This is a genomic window from Goekera deserti (assembly GCF_010685995.1).
Classification (GTDB): domain Bacteria; phylum Actinomycetota; class Actinomycetes; order Mycobacteriales; family Geodermatophilaceae; genus Goekera; species Goekera deserti.
The window spans coordinates 1-26,997 of sequence record NZ_JAAGWK010000037.1 but is presented as its reverse complement, the minus strand read 5'-3'; the positions used below and the strand labels follow the sequence as shown (position 1 = coordinate 26,997).

Genomic DNA, 26,997 nt, shown 5'->3' with positions numbered 1-26,997 from the left:
GCCATGACAGCCTCGATGACCCGGCCTTCCCCTCCCGCGGCGGCCCCGTCGGTCCCGGCCCTGCACGTGAAGCCCGGCACGGAGTGGGCCGCCGTCCTGGGCAGGGCGGCCGACCTCGCGCCGGAAGCCTTCGGCACCGACCGCCTGCACAACCTGATCGACGGCAGCTGGCGGCCGATCGGCGACCCCGAGCCCCTCGTCAGCCCCGTGGACGGCACCCGGTTGACCGGTCTCCCCCGGCTGTCGGCGGGCGAGGCGCAGCACGCCGTGCTGGCCGCAGCGGCCGCGCACCGGGACTGGGCCCGGACACCGCTGGCCGAGCGCAAGGCCCGGGTGAGCGCCGCGGTCGACATGATGGTCGACGCCCGCGACGAGCTCGCGCTGCTGCTGTCCTGGGAGATCGGCAAGCCGTGGAAGCTGGCCTGCGCCGACGTCGACCGGGCCCTGGACGGCGTGCGCTGGTACGTCGAGGAGATCGACGACATGCTCGTCGGCCGGGAGCCGCTGGCCGGCCCGGTGAGCAACATCGCCAGCTGGAACTACCCCATGTCGGTGCTGGTGCACTCCGAGCTGGTGCAGCTGCTGGCCGGCAACGCCGTGCTGGCGAAGACGCCGTCCCAGGGCGGGGCGACCTGCCTGACCCTGGCGCACGCGCTGATGGTGCGGGCCGGGCTGCCGGTCACCCTGCTGTCCGGTGGCGGCGCGGAGCTGTCCAGCGTGCTCGTGCGCTCCCCCGAGATCGGCGCGCTGGCCTTCGTCGGCGGCCGCTCCAACGGCGGGAAGGTGGCGGCGAACCTGCTGGACACCGGCAAGCGGCACATGCTGGAGCAGGAGGGCCTCAACGCCTGGGGCATCTGGGACTTCTCCGACTGGGACGGGCTGGCCGCGCACCTGCGCAAGGGCTTCGAGTACGGCAAGCAGCGCTGCACCGCCTACCCGCGCTACGTCGTCCAGCGGGAGCTGGTCGACAGGTTCCTGGCCACCTACCTGCCGGTGGTGCAGTCCCTGCGCTTCGGGCACCCGCTCGCCGTGGAGTCCGACGGCGACGACCTGCCCACGCTGGACTTCGGGCCGGTGATCAGCGCCGCCAAGGCCGAGGAGCTGCACCGCCGGGTCGAGGACGCGATGCACCGCGGCGCGGTGCCGCTGTACCGCGGCGACCTCGCCCAGGGCCGGTTCATCACCGGGCAGGACACCTCCGCCTACGTCGCACCGGTCGCCCTGCTGGCTCCCGGGGGCGCGAGCGCGCTCATGCACACCGAGCCGTTCGGCCCGGTGGACACCATCGTGGTGGTCGACTCCGAGGCCGAGCTGCTGGCCCAGATGAACGCCTCCAACGGCGCCCTGGTCGCCAGCCTGGCCTGCGACGACGAGGACAAGGCCCGCCGGCTGGCCCGAGAGGTCCAGGCCTTCAAGGTCGGCATCAACAAGCCGCGCTCCCGGGGTGACCGGGCCGAGGCCTTCGGCGGGCGCGGGGCGTCCTGGCTGGGCTGCTTCGTCGGCGGCCCGCTGCTGGTGCAGGCGGTCACCCAGGGGCCGCCCGACGAGCTGCTCTACGGGAACTTCCCGGAGCACAGCCGCTACCCCGCGGCGCTGTGACCGGCGCGCCGTCGCCGTCGAAGGACGCCGCCCGCAGGCGGCAGGTGGGCCTGGCCCTGCTGGCCGTGGGGGCGGTGCTGCTGTTCTCCAGCGCCACCTGGTTCGGCAGCGGCCAGCCGGTGGTGGGCGTCGTCCAGGTGGTGGTGGCGCTGGTCGTGGCCGCGGCCGGCGGGGCTGCGCTGCGCCGCTCCCGCACCACCTGACGGCCCGGTGCCGACCCGGGGGCAGGAGGCCGGCCTCCTGCCCCCGGGGTGACGGTGTGCAGGGTCAGCCGGCGTAGGGGCGCTCGCGGGCGAGCTCCTCCTTGGCCACACCGCGGACGTGCACCGCGTCGGGGCCGTCGACGATGCGCAGCGTGCGGGCGTGGGCGTAGAAGCTGGCCAGCGGGGTGTCGTCGCTGACGCCGGCGCCGCCGTGCACCTGGATGGCCCGGTCGATGACGTCCAGGGCGACCTTGGGCGCGGCCACCTTGATCGCCGAGATCTCGGTGCGCGCGCCCTTCGCGCCGTACTTGTCGATCAGGTCGGCGGTCTTGAGCACCAGCAGCCGGGCCTGGTCGATCTCGATGCGGGACAGCGCGATGGCCTCCCGCACGGTGCCCTGCTCGGCCAGCGGCCGGCCGAAGGCGATCCGGGCCTTGGCCCGCTCGACCATGAGGGCCAGGGCGCGCTCGGCCATGCCGATGGCCCGCATGCAGTGGTGGATCCGCCCCGGACCCAACCGCGCCTGGGCGATCATGAACCCGTCGCCCTCGCCGGCGAGCATGTTGGTCGCCGGCACCCGCACGTCGGTGAAGCGCATCTCCGAGTGCCCGTGCTGGTCCTGGTAGCCGAACACCGGCAGGTGCCGCACGATCTCCAGACCCGGGGTGTCCCGCGGCACCAGGATCATGGACTGCTGGCGGTGCGGCGGCCCGTCCGGGTCGGTCTTGCCCATCACGATGAAGATCGCGCAGCGCTCGTCGGCGGCGCCGGAGGTCCACCACTTGCGGCCGTTGATCACGTAGTCGTCGCCGTCGCGGACGATCGAGGTCTGGATGTTGCGGGCGTCGGAGGAAGCGACGTCCGGCTCGGTCATGCCGAAGCCGGAGCGGATCTCCCCGGCCAGCAGGGGCTCCAGCCACCGCGACTTCTGGTCGTCGGTGCCGAAGAGCATCAGCGTCTCCATGTTGCCCGTGTCCGGTGCCCCGCAGTTGATCGCCTCCGGCGCGATGACCGGCGACCAGCCGGTGATCTCGGCGACCGAGGCGTACTCCAGGTTCGAGAGGCCCCCGAGCTCGTGGTGGAACAGGTTCCACAGGCCCCGGCTGCGGGCCTCCTTCTTCAGCTGCTCCATGATCGGCGGCAGGCCGTGGTCGTCGTGACCCCGGTCGGCGCGCCACGCGTCGTAGACGGGCTCGGCGGGGAAGACGTGCTCGCGCATGAAGTCCCACATGCGCCCGCAGACGTCCTCGGCCCGGGCGGAGGGTGCGAAGTCCATGTGCGCAACGTAACCCCCGTGAGGGGACGCGCGTCACACGACCCCGGAGACGACGCCGCCCCGCCGTCCGGTGCGGGGACCGGACGCGCGGGGCAGCGGCGTGCTCGCCGACCGGGCGGTCAGCGCTCCTTGTCGCTGAAGCTGACGTCCGGGCCGCGGGCGGTGCTCACGGTCTTCACCGGGCCGAGGGCCATGGCCAGGCCGACCAGCGCGGTGGCGATGTGCAGCACGTTGTCGGCGGTGTTGAGGTTCAGGAAGTCCCAGTCCTCACCGATCGCGATCAGGCCGTAGACGAACGCCGCGCCGTAGCCCACCGCGAGCAGCCAGCCGTAGGTGCGGGCACCGGCCAGGCTGCGGGACAGCGCGATACCCACCAGACCGATGAGGATGTGCACCACGTTGTGCATCGGGTTGATCATGAAGCCCAGCAGCGTGTCCATGTGCGTGGCGGACGCGCCGTTGTGGTTGCCGAAGAAGTCGCCGAAGCCGGTGATGAAGAAGCCGATGATGCCGATCAGCGTGTAGACCACGCCGAAGACGAGGGCCAGGATCTGCGGCCAGGGCATCGCGCGCTGTCCGGTCCCGGGGCCTGCTGCGTTCGCCATGGGGTCTCCTGTACTGGTGCTGCGGCGCCGAAGCTGAGCGCCGAACCGCCGGTACCCACGGGTTCAGCAGGGAAAACGCCGCCGGGCGTCGCAGGGGACCACCACCAGCCCACCAGGATCGACACGAACAGCCCGCCAAGATGGCCATCGTGGCGGGCTGTTCGTGCTGTACAGGGGGTCAGCGGGTGGTGGCCTTCGGTCGGCGGACGACGAACGGGCCGATCGCCAGCAGGTCCACCGGCGCGGACCCGAAGCACTCCAGGGCGTCGCGGGGGTCGTCGACCATCGGCCGGCCGGCGGTGTTCAGGCTGGTGTTGACCACGATCGGCAGGCCGGTGCGGCGCTCGAAGCACTCCAGCATCCGGGCGACCAGCGGCTCGTCGGCCCGGTCCACGGTCTGGATCCGCGCGGTGCCGTCGACGTGCGTGACCGTGGGGATGCGGTCGCGCCACTGCGGCGCCACGTCGTGCACGAAGAGCATGTACGGCGACGGGATCGGCCCCCGGCTGAAGACGTCCGCGGCGCGCTCGGCCAGCACCATCGGCGCGACCGGGCGGAACTGCTCGCGGCCCTTGACGTCGTTCATCCGCTCGAGGTTGGCCTCGTAGCCGGGGTGGGCGAGCAGCGAGCGGTGGCCCAGCGCGCGGGGGCCGTACTCGCTGCGGCCCTGGAACCAGGCGACGATCCCGTTGTCGGCCAGCACGGCAGCGACCGCATCGGCGACGTCCCGCGGGCGCTCGTAGTCGATCGCCGCGGTGATCAGGAACGCCTCGATCTCCTCGTCGGTCCAGCCGCGGCCGAGGTCGGCGCCGGGCATCGCGGTGGTGGTGTCGCCCAGCTGCTCGGCCAGGTGCAGCGCGCCGCCCAGCGCGGTGCCGGAGTCACCGGCGGCGGGCTGCACCCACACGTGCTCGAACGGCGTCTCCGCGGCGATCCGGGTGTTGGCCACGCAGTTGAGCGCCACGCCGCCGGCGAGGGTGAGCGCGCTGTCCCCGGTGCGCTCGTGCAGCCAGCGCGCCAGCTCGATCAGCACCTCCTCCACCCGCAGCTGCACGCTGGCGGCGAGGTCGGCGTGGTCCTGCGTCCAGGGCTCGTTCTTGCCCAGCCGCGGCGCGAACTCGCCGAAGTCGACCTTCTCGGTGCGGAACCCGCCGTCGCCGGTCGAGCGGACCGCCTGCTCCAGCTCGGCGGCGAACCGCGGCTTGCCGTAGGAGGCCATCGCCATGACCTTGAACTCGTCGGAGCTGCGCAGGAAGCCCAGGTGCTCGGTCAGGTCCTCGTAGAACAGGCCGAGGGAGTGCGGCAGCGACTGGGTGGCCAGCACCTCGAGCCGGCCGTCGGTGTAGCGCCCGGCCAGGTGGCTGATCGCCTCCCCGCGGCCGTCGGCCACCAGCACCGAGTTGGTGCGGTACGGCGATGCCAGACCGGCCGAGGCGGCGTGCGCCACGTGGTGCTGGACGAAGTGCACCCGGTCCTGCGCCAGCCCGGGCAGCGAGTGCGCCAGGAAGGAGGGCGCCTTCTCGGCGTACATCTTGCGCATGACGTCGCCGTCGTCGAAGAGGCCGGACTCCTCGGGCGTGCCCATCAGGGCCGGGTCGAAGGAGTAGGAGACCGCGTCGACGTCCTCCGGGCGCAGCCCGGCCTCGGCCAGGCACCAGGCCGCCGCCAGCTCGGGCAGCTCCCACGCGCTCCACGGCAGGGGCCGCTTGCCGTGCTTGCGCCGGCTGAAGCGCTCCTCCTCCGCCGCCGCGACGACCTCGCCGTCGACCACCAGGGCCGCCGCCGGGTCGTGGTAGAGGGCGTTGACGCCCAGGATCTTCACCGCTGCACCTCTCGCATGACGGCGACCTACCCCATGATCACCGGCTCACACGCGGGTGAGCAGGCCCCTCTCGGTGACCGCGGCCACCGAGAGCGTGCGGTAGCCCACGGTGTCGAACAGCACCACCAGCCGGTCGCCCTCGTCGCGCATCACCACGCCGGTGCCCCACTCGGCGTGCGTGACCGTGGCGTCGACCGGGAACTCGGTGGCCTCGTCCGGCGCGGGGGCGGCGCACGCGGTGCCGGCGCTGCAGGTGTCGCAGTTGCCGCAGGGACCATCGAGCTGCTCGCCGAAGTAGGTCAGCAGGAACTGGCGCCGGCAGCCGGTGGTGTCGGCATAGCCGCGCATCATCTCCACCCGGCTCTCGTCGACCTGCTGGTGCTGCTCGGCCAGCTGCCGGGCGGCCGCGGCGGCCTGGCCGGGGGCGGGTGCGCCTGGGGCGACCGATGCGGTGCCGTCGTCGGCCAGCTCGACCGCGCCCACCTGCTCCAGCAGGTTGAGGTCGCGGACCAGCGGTGACGCCGCCCGGCCGGTCTCCTCCCGCAGGTCGGCGACCGCCACGCCGTCCATCCCGGCGGCGTCCCCGGCGGCGACGAGCCCGCCGACCTGCTGCAGCTCGTGCTCCGACGGTGCCCCGGCGGCGAAGAACCGGCGCAGGCCGAGGTCCTCGGCCCGGTACACCAGCACCGCGACGGCGGGCTCGCCGTCCCGGCCGGCCCGGCCGATCTCCTGGTAGTAGCTGTCCACCGAGTCCGCGGGCTCGGCGTGCACCACGAAGCGCACGTTCGGCTTGTCGATGCCCATGCCGAACGCGGTGGTCGCGACGACGACGTCCAGCTCGCCCTGCATGAAGGCGTGCTGCACCTCCTCACGCTCGGCCTTCCGCAGGCCGGCGTGGTACGCCCGGGCCCGCAGCCCGCGCTCGGTGAGGGCCCCGGCGAGGTCGAGGGTGCCCTTGCGGGTGGCGCTGTACACGATGCCGGTGCCGCGCGCCGGCCGCTCGTCGCCCCGCCGGCCGACCTCGGCGCACACCCGGTCCAGCACCGCGGTCCGCTTGGCGGCGGGGTCGGCGTGCTGCTCGACCTCCAGCCGGATCTCCGGCCGGTCGAACCCGGCGACGACGACCGCGGGATCGCGCATGCCGAGGCGCTGCACGATCTCGGCCCGCACCGGTGGCGCGGCGGTCGCGGTCAGCGCGAGGACCGGGGGCGAGCCGAGCTGCTCGACGACGGTGCCCAGCCGCAGGTAGTCCGGGCGGAAGTCGTGGCCCCAGGCGGACACGCAGTGCGCCTCGTCCACCACGAACAGCGCCGGGCGGGCCGCGGCGACCGCCTCGGTCACCTCCGGCTTGGCCAGCTGCTCCGGGGCGAGCAGCACCACGCGCACCGACCCGTCCCGCAGCCCGTCCAGCACCGCACGCTGGTCGGCGGCCGACCGGCTGGAGTTGAGCAGCTCCGAGCGCCCCAGCGCCTCGGCGCCGGGCTGCCCGCCCAGCTCCCGCAGCCGGTCCAGCTGGTCGCGCTGCAGGGCGATCAACGGGGACACGACGACGACCGGCCCGTCCAGCAGCACGGCGGCGACCTGGTAGACCGCGGACTTGCCGGCGCCCGACGGGAGCACGGCCAGGGTGTCGCGGCCGCCGCAGACGGCCTGCATCGCGGCCTCCTGGCCCGGCCGGAACCCCGGGAAGCCGAGCACCTCCAGCGCCGTCCGCCGGATGCGCCGGGTGCGCACCGACGCCGAACCGCCGGCCGGGGAGCCCTCACCGGTGCGGCGCCGGCGCGGTGACCGGTCCCCGGTGCGGGACCGGGCGTGCGGGGCGGGGAACCTGCGTCGACGTGGCGGCACGGGGCCCGACTTCCCCGCGCCCGGTGATCGGCAAACCGTCCCCAGGTGGTGGGGGCAGGGGCGGCGGGACGGCGGGGAGGGGCGGCTGCCGATGTACCTTGCACGGGCATCCCGGTTCCGGAGCAGGGGCCGGTGTCGTCCCTGGCGGCGCGATCGCCGTCCTCGACCAGTCCGGGAGGTGCACGTGGGAGCTGGACGTCCAGCCGGCCGCGGCACGCCCGGTGGCCCGCCCGCCGACGCCGGGGTCTTCGCCGGCGGCGGCGAGTGCGGGCTGATCATGGCCGGGCACGACTGGGACTCCAGCCCCGTCGGGCCGGTCAGTGGCTGGCCCGCCAGCCTGCGGTTCGCGGTGCGCACGGTGCTGGCCTCGCGCTTCCCCATGGTGCTCACCTGGGGGTCGCACTTCACCCAGTTCTACAACGACGGGTACGCACCCTGCATCGGCGCGAAGCACCCGGCGATCGGGGAGGACATCCGGGTCACCCTGGCCGAGGGCTGGGACGCGCTCGGGCCGCCGATCGAGCACGCGATGACCACCCACGAGGCGTCCTGGCTGCCCCGGTTGCCGCTGCCCCTGGAGCGGGCCGGCTACCGGGAGGAGACGTACTTCACCGTCTCCCACGCGCCGGCCTTCGGCGACGACGGCGCGGTGGCCGGGATGCACGCGGTGCTCACCGAGGTGACCGGCGAGGTGCTGGGCGAGCGCCGCCAGCACCTGCTGCACGAGCTGTCGACGGCGGTGCGGCAGCTGGGCGACGAGCGGGAGACCGCGGCCCAGCTGTGCGCGGCGCTGGCCGCCGCCCCGATGGACGTGCCCTGCGCCGCGGTGTACCTCCGGGCCGGCGCCGGGCTGGAGCGGATCGCCGTCGTGGGCTGCGCCGACGACGCGTTCCCGGCCCACGCCGGCACCGGCGACGACGCCCTGCCCCGGGGGCTGGCCGAGCACGGCGTGACCGGGGGGCCGTGGGGGGACCCGGTGACCGAGGCGGTCGCGCTGCCGCTGGCCGCCGGACCCGACGGCCTGCCGATGGGCGTGCTGGTGGCCGGGGTGAACCCCAACCGTGCCCTGGACGGGGAGTACCGCGCCTTCCACGCGCTGCTGGCCGGCCAGTTCTCCAGCGCCCTGGTCGACGCGCGCGCCTTCGACGCGGAGCGGCGCCGCTCCGAGGCGCTGGCCGAGCTGGACCGGGCCAAGACGGCGTTCTTCGCCGACGTGAGCCACGAGCTGCGCACCCCGCTGACCCTGCTGCTGGGGCCGCTGGCCGACGTGCTGGACGACGGGGCGGCGCTGTCCGAGGGCAGCCGGCAGCAACTGGACATGGCGCTGCGCAACGGCCGGCGGCTGCAGCGGCTGGTCAACGACCTGCTCGACTTCGTCAGCATCGAGGCCGGCCGGGCCGGCGCCGTGCGCGTGCAGACCGACGTCCCGGGGTTCACCACCGAGCTGGTCGGTGTGCTGCGTGCCGCGGCCGAGCGGGCCGGGCTGCGGTTGACCGTGGACTGCCCGCCGCTGCCGCGGCCGGCCCACGTCGACCCGCGGATGTGGGAGAAGATCGTGCTCAACCTGGTCTCCAACGCGGTCAAGTACACCTTCGTCGGCGGCATCGACGTCGTGCTGCGGGCCGACGGCGACCAGTTCGTGCTCACCGTGGACGACACCGGCATCGGCATCGCCGAGCAGGACCTGCCGCACCTGTTCGAGCGCTTCTACCGCGGCGCGCAGAACTCCGCGCGCAGCCGGGAGGGCACCGGCATCGGGCTGGCGCTGGTGCGGGAGCTCGCCGAGCTGCACGGCGGCACCGTCACCGCCCGCAGCCGGGCCGGGGCGGGCAGCTCGTTCACCGTGCGGCTGCCGTTCGGCGCCCCGGACGCCCCGGGCGGGCCGGTGGTGGCCATGCCGTCGCCCGGCGCGCGCGGGGTGGTGGCGCCGTGGGTGGAGGAGGGCGCGCCGGCCGAGTGGCCGGCCACCCCGCCCGGAGCGCCGGTGGTGCTCGTCGTCGACGACAACGCCGACATGCGCACCTACCTGACGCGGGTGCTGTCGCCCGGCTGGTCGGTGCGCACCGCGGCCGACGGCCACGCCGCACTGGCCGCCGCCCGCCGGGAGGTGCCGGACCTGGTGCTGACCGACGTGATGATGCCGGGCATGGACGGCTTCGACCTGCTCCGCTGCCTGCGCGAGGAGCCGCTCACCCGCGGGGTGCCGGTGATCATGCTGACGGCGCGGGCCGGTCAGGAGGCCGCCGTCGAGGGGCTGGAGGCAGGCGCCGACGACTACCTGGCCAAGCCGTTCCAGGCCGCCGAGCTGACGGCCCGGATGCGGGTCGCCCTGGACCGGGCCCGCGGTGTCTCGCCCGAGGCCGGCCCGCCCACGCCGCTGGGGGAGCCGCTGCCCTTCGAGGACCTGCCCGGCGACAGCCGTCCGGCGCCCGCCCCGGTGGTGCCGGTCGTCTCGGTGCCCGCGCCCGTCGTGGTGCCGCAGCAGGAGCCGGCCCCGTCGGGGGACCGGGGGGCAGCGGTGGTCGCCGACTGGCAGTTCCCGGCCGAGCCGGCCTCGGTGCCGTCGCTGCGCCGCCGGCTGCGCACCCTGCTCGCCGGGCTGGAACTCGACGACGACGAGGCCTACGACCTGCTGGTGGCCACCTGCGAGGCGGCCACCAACGCCGTGGAGCACGCGCAGGACCCGAGCGAGCCGCGGATCGACGTCACCGTGCGGGTGCTGGGGGACCGGGTCGAGGTGGCCGTGCGCGACCACGGCCGGTGGCGGGAGCGGGTGCCGAGCATGGACCGGGGGCGCGGGTCGGTGCTGATGAGCGCCTTCGCCGACGTCAACGCGGTGCCCAGCCCCGAGGGCACCACCGTGGTCATCCGCACCCGGCCCAGCTGACCCCCGCCGGCTCCCTCTTCGTCCGCCGTGCCGGACGCAGCCACATCCGAGCTTTCTGTACAGAGAGCGGGGAGGTCGCGGGCCCGCGGATCCGACCGTCCCGCCGGTTGTCCTCCCGCATCCGCGGAACTAGCCTGCGCAGCGTGCCCGCTTCCTACCGCATCTCCGAGGCGGCCGCCCTGCTGGGCGTCAGTGACGACACCGTGCGCCGCTGGATCGACAGCGCCCGGCTGCCGGCCAGCCGGGAGGGCACCGGCCCGGCGCAGGTGCCCGGCGCCGACCTCGCCCGGGTCGCCACCGAGCTGCACGAGGCGCCGCAGCCCGGCGCCACCCGCTCGTCGTCGGCACGCAACCGGCTCACCGGCATCGTCACCGGCGTCGTGCGGGACACGGTGATGGCCCAGGTCGAGGTGCAGGCCGGGCCGTTCCGGATCGTGTCGCTGATGAGCCGCGAGGCCGCCGACGAGCTGGGGCTGGAGGTCGGCGTCCGGGCGGTGGCCACGGTCAAGGCCACCCAGGTGAGCATCGACGTCCCCTGATCGCTCGCAGCTGCGGAAGCTTGGATCTGGTACAACCGCATCCGCGGTGATCGGTCGACCGCCTCGCTGACGAACGGACCCCCATGCTGCTCCGCACCCGCCTCGCGCTGACGACCGCCGCCGTGCTCGCGCTGACCTCGTGCGGCGGCTCGTCCACGGGGTCGACGTCCGCCGGGTCGTCCTCCGCCGGGTCGAGCTCCGCCTCCGCCGGCGGCGACCTGAGCGGGACGCTGACCGTGTTCGCGGCGGCCTCGCTCACCGAGGTCTTCGGCGAGCTCGGTGACCAGCTGGAGGCCGAGAACCCGGACCTGACGGTGCAGTTCAACTTCGCCGGGAGCTCGGCGCTGGCCACCCAGCTCACCGAGGGCGCGCCGGCCGACGTGTTCGCCTCGGCGAACGAGCAGCAGATGACCGTGGTCACCGACGCGGCGCTGGCCGAGGGCACGCCGACCGTCTTCACCGAGAACGTCCTGGAGATCGCCGTGCCGCCGGGCAACCCGGGCGACGTGATCGGGCTGGCCGACTTCGCGGACCCGGACCTGACCCTGGCGGTCTGTGCGGCCGCCGTGCCGTGCGGTGCGGCGGCACAGGCGGTGTTCGCCGACGCCGGCATCACGCCGGTGCCGGACACCGAGGAGGAGGACGTGAAGGCCGCGCTCACCAAGGTGCAGCTGGGTGAGGTCGACGCCGCGCTGGTCTACGCCACCGACGTGCAGGCGGCCGGCGACGCGGTGGAGGGCATCGAGTTCCCGGAGGCCGAGCAGGAGGTCAACTCCTACCCCATCGCCGTCCTGGCCGCGGCCCCCAACGCGGACGCCGCGCAGGCGTTCGTCGACCTCGTGCGGTCCGACACCGGGCAGCAGGCGCTCGAGGCGGCCGGCTTCCGCAGTCCGTGACCACCGCCTCCCGGCGCCGGGTCCGGCGGCAGGGCCGCCGCGACGGCGGCGTCCCCGCACCGCTGCTGGTGCCGGCCGCGGTCGCCGTGGTGTTCCTGGTGCTGCCGCTGGTCGGGCTGGTCGTGCGGGCGCCGTGGAGCGACCTGGGTGCCCAGCTGACCGACCCGCGGGTCGGTGAGGCACTGCGGCTGTCCCTGGAGACCGCGACCCTGGCCACGCTGCTCTCCCTGGTGCTCGGCGTCCCGCTGGCCTGGGTGCTGGCCCGGTCCCGGGCGCGGGGCCGGGCGGTGCTGCGGGCGCTGGTGACCGTGCCGCTGGTGCTGCCCCCGGTGGTGGGCGGCGTCGCGCTGTTCCTGGTGCTGGGCCGGCGCGGGCTCGTGGGGCAGTACCTGGACCAGTGGTTCGGCTGGACCATCCCGTTCAGCACCACGGCCGTGGTGATCGCCGAGACGTTCGTGGCGATGCCGTTCCTGGTGATCAGCGTGGAGGGCGCGCTGCGCGCCGCGGACGCCCGCTTCGAGGACGCCGCCGCCACCCTCGGCGCCGACCGCTGGACGACGTTCCGGCGGGTCACCCTGCCGCTGATCGCCCCCGGGGTGGCCGCCGGCGCGGTGCTCTGCTGGGCGCGGGCGCTGGGCGAGTTCGGCGCCACGATCACCTTCGCCGGCAACTTCCCGGGCACCACGCAGACCATGCCGCTGGCGGTCTACCTCGCCCTGCAGTCCGACCCCCAGGCGGCGATCGTGCTGTCGCTGGTGCTGCTGGCGGTGTCGCTGGCCACCCTGCTGCTGCTCCGCGACCGCTGGCTCGGCCGCGCCGGCGCCGGCCCGTGAGCCTGGCGGCGCACGTGGTCGTGCAGCGGGGCGGGCTGCTGGTCGACGTGCGGCTGGCGGTCGCCGACGGCGAGGTGCTGGCGGTGCTCGGGCCCAACGGGGCGGGCAAGTCCAGCGTCCTGCGGGTGCTGGCCGGGCTGCTCGTGCCGGACGACGGCCGGGTCGTCGTCGACGGCGACACGGTTTGGGACGACGAGCGGGTGCACGTGCCCGCGCACCGGCGCGCGCTGGGCATGGTGTTCCAGGACCACCTGCTGTTCCCGCACCTGAGCGTGACCGAGAACGTCGCCTTCGGCCTGCGCACCCGGGGCGTCGCGCGCGGGCCGGCCCGCGCGGCGGCGGACGGGTGGCTGACCCGGGTGGGGCTGGACGGGATGGGCGGCCGGCGGCCGGGGGAGCTCTCCGGCGGGCAGGCGCAGCGGGCGGCACTGGCCCGCGCGCTGGTGGGGGAGCCCCGGCTGCTGCTGCTGGACGAGCCGCTGTCGGCGCTGGACGCGCGCACCCGGCTCACTGTGCGCGCCGAGCTGCGCCGGCACCTGGCCGAGTTCGCCGGCGCCACGGTGCTGGTCACGCACGACCCGGTGGACGCCCTCGCGCTGGCCGACCGGGTCGTCGTCGTCGAGGACGGGCGGGTGGTGCAGGAGGGCCGGCCTGCCGACGTCGCGCGCCGGCCGCGCACCGACTACGTCGCCCGGCTGGTCGGCATGACGCTGCTGGCCGGCACCGGGCGCGGCGACGTCGTGGACCTGGACGGCGGCGGCACGGTCGCGGTGGGGGAGGAGGCGACCGGGCCGGTGTTCGTCGCGGTGCGCCCGGAGTCGGTGGCGCTCTACCTGTCCCGTCCCGGGGGTGCGGACCCGGCGTCGGGGCGGAGCTGGGGCAGCCCGCGCAACGTGTGGCCCACCCGGCTGGTGACCGCCACGCCGCACGGTTCCACGGTGCGCTGCGACCTGGACGGCGAGGTGCCGCTCACCGCCGACGTCACCGTCACCGCGTTCGCCGAGCTGGGGCTCGCGCCCGGGGCGACCGTGTGGGCCTCGGTCAAGGCCAGCGAGGTCGCCGTCTACCCCCGCTGACCGGCACGAGGTGCGGGGGCCGTGACCGGGGCAGGGCACGAAGTGGTGCCCCCAGGAGTGGGCACATCTGCCCGTGGAGGGGCTGGGAGGAGGCTGCACCGGGATGGCAGGGTGGCGCCCGTGACCGAAGTGGAGCCCGTCGTCGCCGCCGTCGTCCTCGCTGCCGGGGGAGGGTCGCGCTACGGGATGCCCAAGGCGCTGGTCTCCTACGAGGGCAGCATGCTGGTCGAGCGGGCGGTGGTCACCGCGAGCGAGGCCTGCGACCCGGTGCTGGTGGTGCTCGGCGCGCAGGCCGTCGAGGTCTGGCGCAAGGCCGACCTGGTGGGTGCCGCGGTGCTGGTCAACAGCGACTGGGCGACCGGGATGGCCTCCAGCCTGCGCACCGGGCTGGAGGGCGTGCGCGGCTGGCCGTCCCGGGTGGACGCCGCCCTGGTGATGCTGGTGGACATGCCCGGCATGACGCCGGCGGCGCTGCGCCGGATGGCCGAGCACGCCGCGCCGGACGCGCTCGCGGTGGCCACCTACGACGGCGAGCGCGGGCACCCGGTGCTGATCGGCCGGGACCACTGGGCCGGGGTGGCGGAGTCGGCGACCGGCGACGAGGGCGCGCGGGCCTACCTGGCCGCCCACCCGGTGGTGGAGGTCGACTGCACCGGCCTGGCCGACCCGACCGACCTGGACGTGCCGCCGGCCTGAGCCGCACCGGACGCCGCGGGCAGCAGCCAGGCCAGCTCGTCGGCCGGCCCGGGGGTGGCGAACAGCGGGCCCTGGGCGTGCTGGCAGCCCAGCCGGCGCAGCGTGTCCGCCTGGGCGGGCCGCTGCACGCCGTCGGCGATCACCTTGAGCCCCAGGCTGCGGCCCAGCGCGAGCAGGGCGGCGAGGAAGCGCTGCGCGGCCGGGTCGCCGTCCAGGTCGTCGGCGAAGCGGCGGTGCACCTTCAGGGAGTCCAGGGTGATCTGCTGCAGGTGCAGCAGCGAGGAGTGGCCGCTGCCGAACTCGTCCAGGGCCAGCACCGTGCCCAGCTCGCGCAGCCGCCGGGTCACGGCCGAGGCGGCCGCGACGTCGCGCAGCAGCGACTCCTCGGTGATCTCCAGGACCAGCTGGCGGGCGTCGACGTCGTGCCGGGCCAGGCAGGCGGCCACCCGGTCGGGGAACTCGGGGTCGGTGAGCACCTCGGCCGGCACGTCGGTGCCGACCTGCACGTGCCGGTGGCCGAGCTCGGCGTTCCAGCGGGCCAGCTGGGTGCACACCTGCTCCAGCGCCTGGTCGGTGAGCGTCTCCAGCAGCCCGCTGCGCGCGGCGACCGGGAGGAACACCTCCGGGGGCACGTCCTCGCCCTCGTGCTGCCAGCGCACCCGCGCCTCGAAGAGGGTCACCTCGTCGCCGCGCAGCGAGATGATCGGCTCGTAGGCCAGCTCGACCGCGCCGGTCACCACCGCCACCCGCAGCGGCTCGCGCAGGGTCAGGTCGCGGCCGGCCGGCGCGTCCGGGGCGGACGTGGAGCGCACCAGCCGCGCGCCGCCGGCGCGCTGGGCGCTGCGCGCCGCGACGGCGGCCCGGGCCAGCAGCGTGCGCGCGTCCGCGGCGTCCGGGCCGAGCTCGGCGACGCCGGCGCTGGCCCGCACCGACACCTGGCCGGCTGCGAGGCCGAAGGGCGCCTGCATGCGGTTCAGCACCCGCTCGCCGAGGGCGGCCGGGTCGGCGCCGTCGTCGACGAGCAGGGCGAAGCCCTCGCCGCTCACCCGGGCCAGCGGGCGCCGGCCGGGCAGCACCCGGCCCAGCCGCGCGGCCACCGCGGTCAGCAGCTGGTCCCCGGCCGCGTGCCCGAGCAGCTCGGTGGCCTCGGCGAAGTCGTCCAGCTCGATCAGCAGCACCGACAGCGACGCCCCCTCCTCCACTTTCTGTACAGAAAGTGCTGCGCTTTCTGTACAGGGAGCGGGGAGGACGGCGCTTTCCGTACAGGGAGCGGGGAGGGCGGCGGCGGGGTGGGCGGCGAGGGTGCGGGTCAGCAGGTCCAGGAAGGCGGCCCGGTTCGGCAGCCCGGTGAGCGGGTCGTGGTCGGCCCGCCAGGTCGCCGCGGCGGCGCGCTCCTCGGCGGCGACCCGCAGCCGGTCGGCCTCCCGCACCCGCTCGGCCAGGTCGGCCAGCTGCGCGCGCAGCTCGTCGGGATCGTCCTGCGCCCGCTGGGCGCCGGCCGTGGGCCCCGCCGGGGCGGTCACGCGCTGTCCCGGGCGGGCAGGCCGTCGATCGGCAGCCGCAGCGTGAACGTGCTGCCCACGCCCACCTCGCTGGTCACGGTGACGGTGCCGCCGTGACCCTCCTGCACGACCGAGCGCACCAGCGGCAGGCCCTGGCCGCTGCCCCGTCCGACGTCCTTGGTGGTGAAGAAGGGGTCGAACATCCGGCGGCGCACGTCGTCGGGGATGCCGCCGCCGGTGTCGGTGACCGAGACGGTCACGCTGTCGCCGTCGACGGCGGTGGACACCCGGATCGAGCCGTACGCGCCGGTGTCCTCCACCGCGTCGGCGGCGTTGACCACCAGGTTGAGGAAGACCTGGTTCAGCTCGGCGACGTGGCAGCGCACCGGCGGCAGCGCACCGAGGTCCAGCTGCAGGTCCGCCACGCTGTGCACCTGGTGCCGGGTCACGGTCACCGTCGCGGTCAGCGCCTCGTTGAGGTCGGCGTACACCTGCTCGGCGTGGCCGGGGTGGCTGAAGGTCTTCATCGCCCGCACCACGGTGGCCACCCGCTCGATGCCGGCCAGGGTCTGCTCGACGGCGCCGGGGATCTCCGCGGCCAGGTCGTCGACGTCGATCTCGGCCTCCAGCCGGCGCACCGCCGCCACCCGCTCGTCCCAGTCCATCGGCTGCCCGGAGGTCAGCAGCGACCGGTAGGTGTCGATCAGGGTCAGCAGCTCGCCGTAGGAGTCGGCCAGGAAGCGGGCGTTGTCGCCGACGAACTGGATGGGGGAGTTGATCTCGTGCGCCAGCCCCGCCGAGAGCCGGCCGAGGGACTCCAGCTTCGACTCCCGCGAGCTCTGCTCGTCCCGCGCCCGGCGGTCGGTGACGTCGCGGGCGCTCAGGTCGACCTCGACCACGGTGCCGGCGGCGTCCCGGACCAGGGTGCGCAGCGCCTCCACCCACACCCAGTGCCCGTCGGCGTGCCGCAGCCGCAGCGCCAGCTCCACCGGCACGCCCGGGTCGGGCTCGCGGCGGTACAGCTCCTGGACGTCGTCGGGGTGCACCAGGCCGTGCACGTCCACGCCGAGCAGCTCCGCGGGCTCCACGCCGAGCACGTGCAGCGACGCCGGGGACACGTAGACCAGCCGGCCGTCGGGCTCGTGCTGGGTGACCAGGGCGCCGGTGGCCGCGGTCAGCAGCCGGTTCTCCTCCTGCAGCCGGGTCAGCACCTGCCGCTCGCCGGCGTCCCGCAGGACGGCGTACCGGGCGCTGCCGCCGGGCCAGCCGGCCGGGCCGAGGAGCACCTCCACCGGCAGCTGGCCGCCGTCGGCGTGCAGCGCCCGCAGCTCGCTCGGGGCGGGGTCGGCGCCCGCGCGGACCTCGCGCAGCCGGGCCCGCAGCTCGCCGCGGCACTGCGGGGCCACCACCAGCTCGGCGAGGTCGCGGCCGACGACGTCCGCGGCACGCCAGCCCAGCAGCGCGGTGGCGGCTGCGTTCCACTCGCGCACGGTGCCGTCCTCGTCCAGCCCGGCGTACCCGGCGCCGACGCCGTCCAGCAGCACCGCGACCGGGGACGGGGTCGGGGTCGGGACGACCGTGGTCACGCCCGGACGATGACCGGGGCGTGCACGCGGTCCTGGTCCAGGTGGTTCTCCAGCCGGGCGATCAGCGGCTCGGACACCACGGTGCCGCGGCCCACCAGCAGCACGCCGTCCACGGTCTCGATGTCGTCGAACACGACCATGCCCGGCTCCAGGTCGCGCAGGTCGATCTTGCGGGGTGCGGCACCGATCGCGTGCAGGTCCAGCGACCGGATCAGCGCGTCGAGCACCTCCGGGTCGTAGGCGCCCGGGTCGGCCCGCATCACGTCGACCGCCTCCCGGACCGAGCCGCGGCGGGTGGTCTCGGCGTCCAGGTCGGCGGCGGCGCGCAGCATCCGGGCACCCAGCGGGAGGTCCTCACCGCGCGGCTCGCCGGCCTCCCGGCCCGCACCGTCGAACCGGACGCGCTGCAGCCCGATCGACGCCGCGACCTCCTCCAGCCGGGGGATGGCCGCCACGAGGTCCCGGCTGACGGTGGCCACCCGGGCCTCCATCGCGCGGTCGGCGTCGGTGAGCCGCTCACCGGAGTTCAGCTTGTGCAGCAGCTCCGGCGGCAGGGTGACCGCACCCAGGTGGGCCAGCATCGCGGTGATCTCCACCGCCCACGGTTCGGCCAGGCCCATCGCGGCCGCGGTCTCGGTGACGGTGCGGGTGACCCGCGCGGCGCGGGCGAACGCGGCGGGCTGGGCCAGCGACAGCGTCGCGGTCAGCGCCTCCACGGTACGCCGCAGCGTGATCGCCAGCAGCTCCTTCTCCGCGGTGACCAGCCGGTTCATCTCCACCGCGCCGGCGATCTCGTCGGCCAGCACGATCGGGGAGCAGGGCTTGGTGAGGAACCGGTAGACCTGGCCGTCGTTCACCGCGGCGATCGCCGACTGGGTGTCCGCCTGGCCGGTGAGCAGGATCCGGACGACGTCCGGGTGCCGTTCCCGCACCCGGGCCAGGAACGTGGCTCCGTCCATCTGCGGCATGCGCATGTCGGACACGACCACCGACACCGGCTGGGACTCCAGCAGCTCCAGGGCGGCCGCGCCGCCGGTGGCGGTGTGCACGGCGAAGCGCTTGCGCAGCTGCCGGCGGAGCCCGTCCAGGATCGCCTCCTCGTCGTCGACGAGGAGGATCGACGGCTGGAAGCCGGGCTGGGTCGTCATCGGGGCGTGCTCCTCCAGGTCGCGCTCCGGTGGATCCGGTGGCACCCCGGTTCTCGGCGCCCGGCGCGGGCGAGTGCAGCCGAACCGGACGCGGGATGCCGAACCGGTACCCGCACCGGGGGTGGGCGCCCCGGCCGCGGCCACTTGTCGACCGCGGGTAGCTTCGCGGCCGTGAGCACCGGTACCGCGCCGCTGGCCAGGGTCGTCGACGAGCCGCTGTCGGTCGCCGAGCACGAGGACGCCGTGGCCGGGCCGGCAGCCGGTGCGGTCGTCTCCTTCGCCGGGGTGGTGCGCGACCACGACCACGGCCGCGCGGTGACCGAGCTGGAGTACGTCGGCCACCCCACCGCGCAGGACCTGATCACCGAGATCGCCGACGGGTTCGCCGCCCGGCCCGACGTGCACGCGGTCGCCGTCAGCCACCGGGTCGGTCTGCTGGGCATCGGTGACGTGGCGCTGGCCTGCGCGGTGAGTGCCGCGCACCGCGGCGCGGCGTTCACCGCCTGCGCCGAGCTGGTCGACGAGGTGAAGGCGCGGCTGCCGATCTGGAAGCGCCAGGTGTTCGCCGACGGCGAGGAGGAGTGGGTCGCCTGCCCCTGAGCGCGACGGAGTGCCGGCGGCGAGTGTTCCTGCGCGGTGGCACTCCACTGCGGGTGTCAGCGGGCGCCGGCGAGCCCGTCGTCGTCGGTGCGGCGCCGCTCGGCCGCGGCGGCCTCCTCGGCCGCCTCGCCCTCCAGCCGGTGGGCCTCGCCGTCCAGGGTGGCCGCGGCGTCGCCGTGCGACTGCCCGTAGAGCTCTTCGGCCCGGCCGGCCAGCTCCTCGACCTTGGCCTTCGCCCTGTCCCACGCACCGCTCACAGCAGCCTCCTCCTCGCGCCCGGGCCCGTTCATCGGTGCACCGAGTCCCTGATCTCGCCGACCAGCTCCTCGAGGATGTCCTCCAGGGCCACCACGCCGACGACCGTCCCAGCCTCCACCACGGCGGCGAGCTGGGCACCGCCGGCCTGCATGCGCTCCAGTGTGCTGCGCAGGTCGCCCTCGGCGGGCACCCGGGGCAGCGGCCGCACGATGTCGGCGACCTGCACGTCGGGCTCGCCGTCGGCGACCAGCACGTCCTTGAGGTGCACGTAGCCGCTCAGCTCGCCGTCAGGGCCGACCACCGGGAACCGGGAGAAGCCGGTGGCCGCCGACGCCCGCTCCACGGCCAGCGCGTCGTCGCCGGAGCCGACGACGGTCAGCTCGGCCCGCGGCACCAGCACGGTGCGCAGGTCGTGGTCCTCCAGGGCCAGCGCGCCGGTGAGCAGGTCGTGCTCGCCGGCGTCCAGCATGCCGCCGGCCCGGGACTCGTCCAGCAGCCCGGACACCTCGTCGCGGGTGAACGCGCTGGTCACCTCCGACCTCGGCCGGACGCCGAGCAGCCGCAGCACGCCGTTGGCCACGGCGTCGAGCGTGACGATGACCGGCTTGAGCGCGGTCACCACCATCGACAGGGCCGGGGCGAGCAGCAGCACGGCCCGGTCCGGCCCGGCCAGGGCGAGGTTCTTCGGGACCATCTCACCGATCACCACGTGCAGCGCGACGACGACGGTCAGCGCGAGGACGAAGGCGATCGGGTGCACCGCGCCCTCGGGCACCGCGAGCGCGTCGAACACCGGCTCGAGCAGGTGCGCGACGGCGGGCTCGCCGATGGCGCCGAGGCCCAGCGAGCACACCGTGATGCCCAGCTGGGCGCCGGCCATCATCAGCGACACCCGCTCCATCGCGGCCAGCGTGGTGCGCGCCCGGCGGGACCCGGCCTCGGCGAGCGGCTCGATCGCCGATCGGCGGGCGGAGATCAGGGCGAACTCGGCGCCCACGAAGAACGCGTTGGCCCCCAGCAGCACGACCGCCGCCACCACGCCGGCCCAGTCGCTCACGACCCCACCCCCACCGGGGCGTCGTCGGCGACGGCGGGGCCGAGCAGGGCGCCCACAAGGGCGCGCTCGACCCGGGTCCCGTCGACCCGCTCGACCCGCACCCAGACACCGTCGCGGTGGTCGTCGGCCTCCTCGACGTACTCGGCCGGCAGCTGCCGCTCGGCCTCGATCCGGTCACCGACCTCCGGGATGCGCCCCAGGTGGTGCAGCACGAGCCCGCCGATCGTGTCGTAGTGCCGGTCGGCCGGGACGGTGAGCCCCGTGACGGCGGCGATCTCGTCCGGGCGCAGCAGCCCCGAGACCGACCAGGTGCCGTCGCCCCGGTCGTGCACGTCGTCCTCGACGACCTCGTCGTGCTCGTCGGACAGCTCGCCGACCAGCTCCTCCACCAGGTCCTCGATGGTCACCACGCCGTCGGTGCCGCCGTACTCGTCGACCAGCACCGCCATCTGCAGCTGGCCGCGGCGCAGGTCGACCAGCAGGTCGTCCAGCTGCCGCGACGTGGGCACGAACAGGGCCGGCACCAGCACGTCGCGAACGAGGACGGCGGACCGCCTGTCCCGGGCGACGGCGAGGGCGTGTTTCACGTGGACCATGCCGACGACGTCGTCGACGCCGGCGGCGGTGACCACCGGGAACCGGGAGTGCCCGGAGTCGCGGGCGGCGGCGAGCACCGCGGCCACCGGGGCGTCGTCGGCCACGGTGGTCATCTGCACCCGGCGGGTGGCGACGTCGCTGGCGCGCAGCTCACCGAACACCAGCCCCCGCTCGAGCAGGACGGCCGTCTCGGCCGGCAGGGTGCCCTGGGTGCGCGAGCGGCGCACCAGCGAGGCCAGCTCCTCCGGGGAGCGGGCACTGGCCAGCTCCTCCTGCGGCTCCACGCCGAACACCCGGCGCAGCACCCGGTTGGCCAGGGAGTTCAGTACCCGGATCACCGCGCTGGTGCTGCGGGTGAACCCGCGCTGGAACCCGGAGACCGCCTTCGCGGTGCGCAGCGGCTCCGCGATGGCCAGGTTCTTGGGCACCAGCTCGCCGAACACCATGGTCAGGGCGGTGGCCAGCACCAGCGCCAGGGTGATCGACACCGTGCGCGAGGCGCCCTCCGACAGCCCGGCCGAGCCCAGCGGGCCGCGCAGCAGTGCGGCGATCGAGGGCTCGGCGACGAAGCCGATGGCCAGGTTGGTGACGGTGATGCCCAGCTGGGCACCGGAGAGCTGGGTGGACAGCGTGCGCATCGACGCCAGCACGCCGGGGGCGCCGCGCACGCCCGCGGCGGCCTCGCGCTCGACGGTGGCCCGGTCCACGGTGACCAGGGCGAACTCGAAGGCGACGAAGGCCGCGCAGGCGGCGATCAGCAGGACCCCGACGGCGACGAGCAGCCAGGCGGTCACGTGGGGGAGGCGGTGCGGGCGGAGGAGCGGCGGTCGGAGGGGCGATGGTGAGGCAGGGCGCTCACGGTGGGGGAGTTCAGCCTCCGGCGAAGGGGGGCAGGACGTCGACGACGGCCCCGGGTCCCAGCGTCAACGAGCGGTCCCGGGTCTGTGTTCCGTCCACGAGGAACGAGCACGCGGTGATCACCCGCTCGAGTCGCTCGCCGTGGGTGAGGACGATCGTGCCGACCAGCTCCTCGAGGGTGGTGGCCTGCAGGATCTCGCTGTCGACCCCGGCGGCTGCGCGCGCGCCCGCGAAGTAGCGGACGACGACCGACCCGGCGGGGGCGCTGACCATGCTCAGCCGCCGATGGCCGACATCGGCCGGCTCGGCTGCAGGAAGCTCGGGTCGTCGATGCCGTGGCCGGGCAGCTTGGACAGCGTGGCGATGCGCCAGCGGTCGGCGATCTCAGCGTCGGTGGCACCCGAGCGCAGCGCGGTGCGCAGGTCGGACTCCTCCCGGGCGAACAAGCAGTTGCGGATCTGCCCGTCGGCGGTGAGCCGGGTCCGGTCGCAGGCGCCGCAGAACGACCGGGTCACCGAGGCGATCACGCCGACCGTGGTGGGCCCGCCGTCGACGACCCAGCGCTCGGCCGGTGCGGCACCGCGGTCGGCGTCGTCCGGGACGAGGGTGTGCGCGGCGGTCAGCTGGGCCAGGATGTCCTCGGCGGTGACCATCTCGCCGCGGGTCCAGGCGTGGTGGGCGTCCAGTGGCATCTGCTCGATGAAGCGGAGCTCGTAGCCGTGTTCCAGGCAGTACTCCAGCAGCGGGACGGCGTCGTGCTCGTTGATCCCGCGCAGCAGGACGGCGTTGACCTTGACCGGGGTGAGCCCGGCTGCTTTCGCCGCGGCCATCCCGGCGAGCACGTCGGCCAGCCGGTCGCGGTGGGTGATCTGCCGGAAGCGTGCCCGGTCCAGGGTGTCCAGGCTGACGTTGATCCGGTCCAGCCCGGCCGCGGCCAGGGCCGGTGCCATCCGGGACAGCCCGATCGCATTGGTGGTCAGGCCCACCTCGGGCCGCGGGGACAGCGCGGTGACCGCGGCGACGATGCCCGGCAGCCCCGGGCGCAGCAGCGGCTCGCCCCCGGTGAACCGCACCTCGCGGATGCCGAGGTGCTCCACGCCGATGCGCACCAGCCGGACGACCTCGTCGTCGGTGAGCACCTCCACCTTGGGCAGCCAGTCCAGGCCCTCGGGGGGCATGCAGTAGCTGCAGCGCAGGTTGCAGCGGTCGGTCAGCGAGACGCGGAGGTCGGTGGCGACCCTGCCGTGCCGGTCGACCAGCCCACCGGTGCCCGGGGTGGCGATCGCCGCAGGGCGCACCCGGGGGTCGGGCAGCGGGCTCGGGGTCGTCACCCCCGCGAATGTACCGGCGGGGCCCCGCTGCGGACCGGTCGTCCGCGCATCCCGGAGTGGCTCTCCGCGGATGCGGAGACGGCTTCGCCCAGGGGTCGCAGGAGCGGTCCCGGCCTGCCGGGTGGACGACGCGCGAGCCCCGCTGTGACCACGCTGTTACCGTCAGGAGGCCACCCGAGAGCCCGGCGGACACCTCTCCGCACTCGCCTGTGGCCAGGAAGCGCGAGCCCGCCGTGTCGCCCCGCACCGTCTTCTCCCCGTACGCCCGGCTGTTCGCCGCACCCGGCCGGCTGCCCTTCTTCCTGGCCGGCTGGCTGGCCCGCGTGCCCATCTCCACCACCGGCCTCGGCGCCATCCTGCTGGTGGAGTCCGAGTCCGGCAGCTACGGCCTGGCCGGCCTGGTGGCCGGCACGATCGCCCTGGCCTTCTCCGTCGCCAGCCCGCAGTGGGCCCGGGCGATGGACAGCCGCGGTCAGGGCCGGGTGCTGCGCTGGGCCATGGCCGCCTACCTGGTGGTCGGCCTGGCGTTCGTGGCGGCCGTGCTGGCCGGCACCCCGCACTGGTCGTGGTTCGCCCTCGCCGCACTGGTCGGGGCGAGCGAGGCCAACGTGGGTTCCGCGGTGCGGGCCCGCTGGGCCCACGTGCTGCCCGACGCCGACCAGCGGCAGACCGCCTTCGCCTTCGAGTCCGTGGTCGACGAGTGCGTGTTCGTGATCGGCCCGCCGCTGGTCACGTTCCTGGCCGCGCTGGTCGCCCCGCCCGCCGGGTTCCTGACCGGCCTGGTGCTCGGCGTCGTGGGCGGCTGGCTGCTGGCCGGGCAGGAGTCCAGCCAGCCCCCGGTGCACGCCCCCGAGCCGGGCGTGCGCCGCTCGCGCACGGCCGCGCTCACCCCGGCGGTGGTGCTGGTCGCCGTCGTCCAGCTGGCCGTGGGGACGGTGTTCGGAGCCATGGACGTCGTCGTGGTCGGGTTCGCCGAGGAGGCCGGCTCGCCCACCACCGCCGGTGCGGCGCTCGCCGTCTACGCCGGCGGCAGCCTGGTGGCCGGCCTGGTCTACGGCGTCGCCCGGCTGCCGGGCAGCCTGCTCACCCGCTTCGTCGGCGCCGCGGTGCTCTTCGCCGTCGCCGCGCAGGCGCTGCTGCTGGTCAGCTCGCTCAGCCTGCTCATCCCGGTCGCGTTCCTGGCCGGGCTGACCATCGCGCCGGTGCTGGTGGCCGGCATCTCGCTGGTCGAGTCGCGCACCTCGCGGGCGTCGCTGAACGAGGCGATCGCGTGGGCGACGGTCGGGGTCACGCTGGGCCTGACGCTCGGCTCGGCCGTGGCCGGGCTGGCGGTGGACGCGTGGGGTGCGGAGACGGCTTTCGCCGTCCCGGCCGCGGGGGCCGCGCTCGCCGGTGTGCTCGCCCTGGGCGGCGGGCTGCTGCTGCACCGGCTGCCGGAGCCGGACCCGGCCGGCGGCCGGGACCCCGAGCGCGAGCAGGCCCGCTGACGTCAGGCCGGGTCGAGGTACGAGTCGGCCGACCCGGCCAGTGCCGTGCGGCCGCGTCCGGTGCGCTTGACGGAGTACAGCGCGGCGTCGGCCTGGCGCAGCGCGGCGTCCAGACCGAGGGGCACCGACCAGGGCGCCACCCCGGCGCTGACCCCGACCTCGGGCGGCGTGCGCTCCCGCAGCCGCGCCACGGTGCGCACGGCCTCCTCCAGCCCGCCCGGCAGCAGGACGACGAACTCGTCACCGCCGGTGCGGGCCAGCACGTCGTGCCGGCGCAGCTCGCCGGTCCACCCGCGGGCCACCTCGACGAGCAGGTCGTCCCCGGCCTGGTGGCCGTGCCGGTCGTTGACCTGCTTGAAGCCGTCCAGGTCGATCGCCACGACGCTCCAGCCGCTGCCGGAACGGGCGGCGTGCTCCGAGCTGCGGTCGGCCGCCTCCTCCAGGCCGCGGCGGTTGAGCAGGCCGGTCAGCTCGTCTCGCCCGGCCTGCGTGCGCAGCAGCTGGGCCAGCGAGGTGCAGATGACGGTGATCCCGGCGTACACCGGGGTGGTCACGGCGAGGGCGGTCAGCGCCCCGGACGTGCCGATCTCGGCGGTCAGGGCAGTGCTGCAGCTGGCGCCCAGGAGCAGTACGTGCAGCACCACCGACCGGGTGGGGAAGTACAGGCCGGCGAAGACGATCGGCCAGGTGAACAGGCTGGAGTACAGGACGGCGAGCAGTTCGCTGGTGGCGAACAGCACCAGGCCGGTCATGAAGGCGTTGCCGGTGAGCACCCCGGCGTGGGTCATCCACGGGCGCCAGCTGTCCGACCGGGTGCGCGCCAGGACGACGAAGTAACCGCCGCCGACCACGCTGGACAGCACCATCATCCCGACCGTCGGGGTCAGCTCACCGGTCAGCGACTGCAGCAGCAGGGCGATGTTGAACAACCCGACGCCGACGACGGCGAAGACGGCCACCCCCCAGGCGGGGTGCGTGGGCGGTGGGCCGGGCCGGCGGTCCCCCGGGACGCCGCGGGCGAACAGCAGGGCAGCCGGCGTCCGGGCCGGCTCGACGGCGCCGGCTGCGGCATGACGGGGTTCCACGGTCTGCTCATCGGCCGATGCACCCCCGGTGTTGAGGGCAGTCCCCCTCACGGGTGCCCGAGCGCTGGTCGCCTCCGACCGCGCGAGGCCCGATGCGGCGCACCCGCGGGCCGAACGCGTGTCGACATGCGGGTCTGCCCGGGCTGGTGGGGCGCCGGATCGGTGACGGTCCGGCCGCTGTCACCCACTCGGCTGATCTGAGTCGGCGTCGTGCCGATAGTCGAGCTGCCCGGTCGCCCGCCTCGGACGGCCGATCCTCGTCGTGCCCTCGACCCTCCGGAGCCAGCCATGGACCGTTCGACGACAGCAGGTTCCCCCGCCACGTCCACCCGCACGACGCCGTCCTGGTGGGGTGACCGTGGGGTGAAGACGAAGGTGCTCGCCGTCGGCGCGGTGGGTGCCGTGGTGGCCGGCGTCATCGGCGTGACCGGGCTGTCGGCGCTGGGCGGCTCGGCGGACCGGACGGCGGAGATGTTCGAGCGCGACGTGGTGGCGATCGGCCTGCTGGGCGAGGTGGCCAACTCCAGCCAGCAGCTGCGGATCGACGGTCGGGACGCGGTGCTGGCGCCTCCCGGCGCGCCCAGTCAGGCCGCGCTGGACGCCCAGCTGACGCACGCCGACGAGCTGCGCGCGCACCTGGCCGCGCTGCTCGAGCTGGACCTCACCGACGAGCAGCGCGCGCAGGTGCAGAGCATCTCGGACACGCTCGAGGAGATCATGGTGGTCTACACCACGGTGCTCGCGCCGCTGGCGGTCTCCAACCAGTACGACGTCTGGTACGCGACCAACGGCGCGCAGGTGCGCCCGCTGGTGCTGGAGATGGTGGAGACCGCCGAGGCGCTGCGGGATGGCGCTGCGGGGGATGCGGCGGCGAGCGCCGCGGCGGCTGCCGACTCCTACGCGGCGCAGCGCACCCAGACGCTGGTCGCCCTGGCGCTCGGTATCGCGGTGGCCATGGGCCTGGGCCTGTTCGTGGCGACGGGCATCGCGCGCAGCGCCTCCCGGGTGCGGGACACCGCCGTCGCGCTGGCCGCCGGTGACCTGACCGCGTCCTCCGGTCTGACCACCGACGACGAGCTGGGCCAGATGGGGCGTGCGCTGGACGAGGCGATGGGGTCGTTGCGCGCCGTCATGGGCTCGGTGGTGGCGTCGGCGGAGGCGGTGGCGGCGTCGTCGGAGGAGTTGAGTGCGTCGTCGGCGCAGATCTC

Annotated in this window: 24 protein-coding genes; 11 read left to right on the top strand and 13 right to left on the bottom strand. The window is 75.1% G+C overall.

The annotated features are described in order from the left end of the window. The first annotated feature begins 3 nt into the window (after window positions 1-3). Entirely contained in the window at window positions 4-1,599 is a 1,596-nt protein-coding gene (locus tag G1H19_RS21595; RefSeq protein ID WP_152732112.1) for an aldehyde dehydrogenase family protein, read from the top strand. Continuing rightward, window positions 1,596-1,802, top strand: coding sequence for a hypothetical protein (locus G1H19_RS21590; protein WP_152732111.1), 207 nt, complete (start codon window positions 1,596-1,598; stop codon window positions 1,800-1,802). The genes G1H19_RS21595 and G1H19_RS21590 overlap by 4 nt, the downstream gene beginning before the upstream one ends. Window positions 1,803-1,866: 64 nt before the next feature. Here G1H19_RS21590 and G1H19_RS21585 read toward each other — a convergent pair whose 3' ends face one another. The 4 genes from G1H19_RS21585 to G1H19_RS21570 form a co-directional block, all read right to left on the bottom strand. After that, entirely contained in the window at window positions 1,867-3,078 is a 1,212-nt protein-coding gene (locus tag G1H19_RS21585) for an acyl-CoA dehydrogenase family protein (RefSeq protein ID WP_152732110.1), read from the bottom strand. Between the two features lie 119 nt (window positions 3,079-3,197). Beyond that, a complete protein-coding gene (locus G1H19_RS21580; RefSeq protein WP_152732109.1) occupies window positions 3,198-3,683 on the bottom strand; it encodes a DUF4383 domain-containing protein in 486 nt (161 codons plus the stop codon). Between the two features lie 178 nt (window positions 3,684-3,861). Further along, window positions 3,862-5,505, bottom strand: a complete 1,644-nt coding sequence (locus tag G1H19_RS21575; protein WP_162393637.1) for a carbamoyltransferase family protein — start codon at window positions 5,503-5,505, stop codon at window positions 3,862-3,864. A 45-nt stretch (window positions 5,506-5,550) separates the two neighbouring features. Then, the gene (locus G1H19_RS21570) at window positions 5,551-7,353 is read right to left on the bottom strand and encodes a RecQ family ATP-dependent DNA helicase (RefSeq protein ID WP_328727736.1); all 1,803 of its coding nucleotides are present in this window, start codon (window positions 7,351-7,353) and stop codon (window positions 5,551-5,553) included. A 184-nt stretch (window positions 7,354-7,537) separates the two neighbouring features. On the opposite strand from G1H19_RS21570, the gene G1H19_RS21565 reads away from it, so the two are divergent. From G1H19_RS21565 to G1H19_RS21540, 6 genes are all read left to right on the top strand, one after another. Next, window positions 7,538-10,240, top strand: coding sequence for an ATP-binding protein (locus G1H19_RS21565; protein WP_174278135.1), 2,703 nt, complete (start codon window positions 7,538-7,540; stop codon window positions 10,238-10,240). Between the two features lie 143 nt (window positions 10,241-10,383). Beyond that, on the top strand, window positions 10,384-10,779 hold the full coding sequence (locus G1H19_RS21560) for a TOBE domain-containing protein (protein ID WP_162393636.1): 396 nt from the start codon (window positions 10,384-10,386) through the stop codon (window positions 10,777-10,779). Window positions 10,780-10,862: 83 nt separating this feature from the next. Next, window positions 10,863-11,675, top strand: coding sequence for a molybdate ABC transporter substrate-binding protein (gene modA, locus G1H19_RS21555; RefSeq protein ID WP_152732106.1), 813 nt, complete (start codon window positions 10,863-10,865; stop codon window positions 11,673-11,675). After that, window positions 11,672-12,508 carry an ABC transporter permease gene (locus tag G1H19_RS21550; RefSeq protein ID WP_162393635.1) on the top strand — a complete coding sequence of 279 codons (837 nt, stop codon included), beginning with the start codon at window positions 11,672-11,674 and terminating at the stop codon, window positions 12,506-12,508. The genes modA and G1H19_RS21550 overlap by 4 nt, the downstream gene beginning before the upstream one ends. A gap of 14 nt (window positions 12,509-12,522) precedes the next feature. Continuing rightward, a complete protein-coding gene (locus G1H19_RS21545) occupies window positions 12,523-13,584 on the top strand; it encodes an ABC transporter ATP-binding protein (protein WP_328593539.1) in 1,062 nt (353 codons plus the stop codon). 120 nt (window positions 13,585-13,704) lie between these two features. Then, the gene (locus G1H19_RS21540; RefSeq protein ID WP_162393633.1) at window positions 13,705-14,280 is read left to right on the top strand and encodes a nucleotidyltransferase family protein; all 576 of its coding nucleotides are present in this window, start codon (window positions 13,705-13,707) and stop codon (window positions 14,278-14,280) included. On the opposite strand, the gene G1H19_RS21535 is transcribed toward G1H19_RS21540, so the two are convergent. From G1H19_RS21535 to G1H19_RS21525, 3 genes are read right to left on the bottom strand one after another with little or no spacing between them, the layout of a single operon-like run. After that, on the bottom strand, window positions 14,199-15,803 hold the full coding sequence (locus tag G1H19_RS21535) for a putative bifunctional diguanylate cyclase/phosphodiesterase (protein WP_152732105.1): 1,605 nt from the start codon (window positions 15,801-15,803) through the stop codon (window positions 14,199-14,201). The two genes, G1H19_RS21540 and G1H19_RS21535, sit on opposite strands and share 82 nt — an antisense overlap. Continuing rightward, window positions 15,800-17,368 (bottom strand): PAS domain S-box protein, encoded by a 1,569-nt coding sequence (locus G1H19_RS21530; RefSeq protein ID WP_152732104.1) that lies wholly within the window; start codon window positions 17,366-17,368, stop codon window positions 15,800-15,802. The genes G1H19_RS21535 and G1H19_RS21530 overlap by 4 nt, the downstream gene beginning before the upstream one ends. Further along, complete coding sequence (locus tag G1H19_RS21525) at window positions 17,365-18,516, bottom strand: HD domain-containing phosphohydrolase (RefSeq protein WP_152732103.1); 1,152 nt, start codon at window positions 18,514-18,516, stop codon at window positions 17,365-17,367. Before G1H19_RS21525 ends, G1H19_RS21530 begins: the two co-directional genes overlap by 4 nt. 171 nt (window positions 18,517-18,687) lie before the next feature. On the opposite strand from G1H19_RS21525, the gene G1H19_RS21520 reads away from it, so the two are divergent. Next, window positions 18,688-19,116, top strand: coding sequence for a molybdenum cofactor biosynthesis protein MoaE (locus G1H19_RS21520; protein WP_174278136.1), 429 nt, complete (start codon window positions 18,688-18,690; stop codon window positions 19,114-19,116). 56 nt (window positions 19,117-19,172) lie between these two features. Here G1H19_RS21520 and G1H19_RS21515 read toward each other — a convergent pair whose 3' ends face one another. The 5 genes from G1H19_RS21515 to moaA form a co-directional block, all read right to left on the bottom strand. Then, a complete protein-coding gene (locus G1H19_RS21515; RefSeq protein ID WP_235910737.1) occupies window positions 19,173-19,373 on the bottom strand; it encodes a hypothetical protein in 201 nt (66 codons plus the stop codon). Between the two features lie 29 nt (window positions 19,374-19,402). Continuing rightward, entirely contained in the window at window positions 19,403-20,431 is a 1,029-nt protein-coding gene (locus G1H19_RS21510; protein WP_162393632.1) for a hemolysin family protein, read from the bottom strand. Further along, entirely contained in the window at window positions 20,428-21,822 is a 1,395-nt protein-coding gene (locus tag G1H19_RS21505; protein WP_162393631.1) for a hemolysin family protein, read from the bottom strand. The genes G1H19_RS21510 and G1H19_RS21505 overlap by 4 nt, the downstream gene beginning before the upstream one ends. A gap of 76 nt (window positions 21,823-21,898) precedes the next feature. Continuing rightward, window positions 21,899-22,159 (bottom strand): MoaD/ThiS family protein, encoded by a 261-nt coding sequence (locus tag G1H19_RS21500; protein WP_152732100.1) that lies wholly within the window; start codon window positions 22,157-22,159, stop codon window positions 21,899-21,901. Between the two features lie 2 nt (window positions 22,160-22,161). Continuing rightward, complete coding sequence (gene moaA / locus G1H19_RS21495) at window positions 22,162-23,217, bottom strand: GTP 3',8-cyclase MoaA (RefSeq protein ID WP_202926030.1); 1,056 nt, start codon at window positions 23,215-23,217, stop codon at window positions 22,162-22,164. A 233-nt stretch (window positions 23,218-23,450) separates the two neighbouring features. Between moaA and G1H19_RS21490 the strand changes: the two genes are divergently transcribed. Continuing rightward, window positions 23,451-24,704 carry an MFS transporter gene (locus G1H19_RS21490; protein ID WP_162393630.1) on the top strand — a complete coding sequence of 418 codons (1,254 nt, stop codon included), beginning with the start codon at window positions 23,451-23,453 and terminating at the stop codon, window positions 24,702-24,704. 2 nt (window positions 24,705-24,706) lie between these two features. Here the strand turns inward: G1H19_RS21490 and G1H19_RS21485 are convergent, their stop codons facing one another. Further along, window positions 24,707-25,789: a GGDEF domain-containing protein gene (locus G1H19_RS21485; RefSeq protein WP_152732098.1), complete on the bottom strand. Its 1,083-nt coding sequence runs from the start codon at window positions 25,787-25,789 to the stop codon at window positions 24,707-24,709. Window positions 25,790-26,152: 363 nt separating this feature from the next. On the opposite strand from G1H19_RS21485, the gene G1H19_RS21480 reads away from it, so the two are divergent. Continuing rightward, on the top strand, window positions 26,153-26,997 hold an 845-nt coding region (locus G1H19_RS21480), incomplete at its 3' end, for an MCP four helix bundle domain-containing protein (protein ID WP_163638871.1).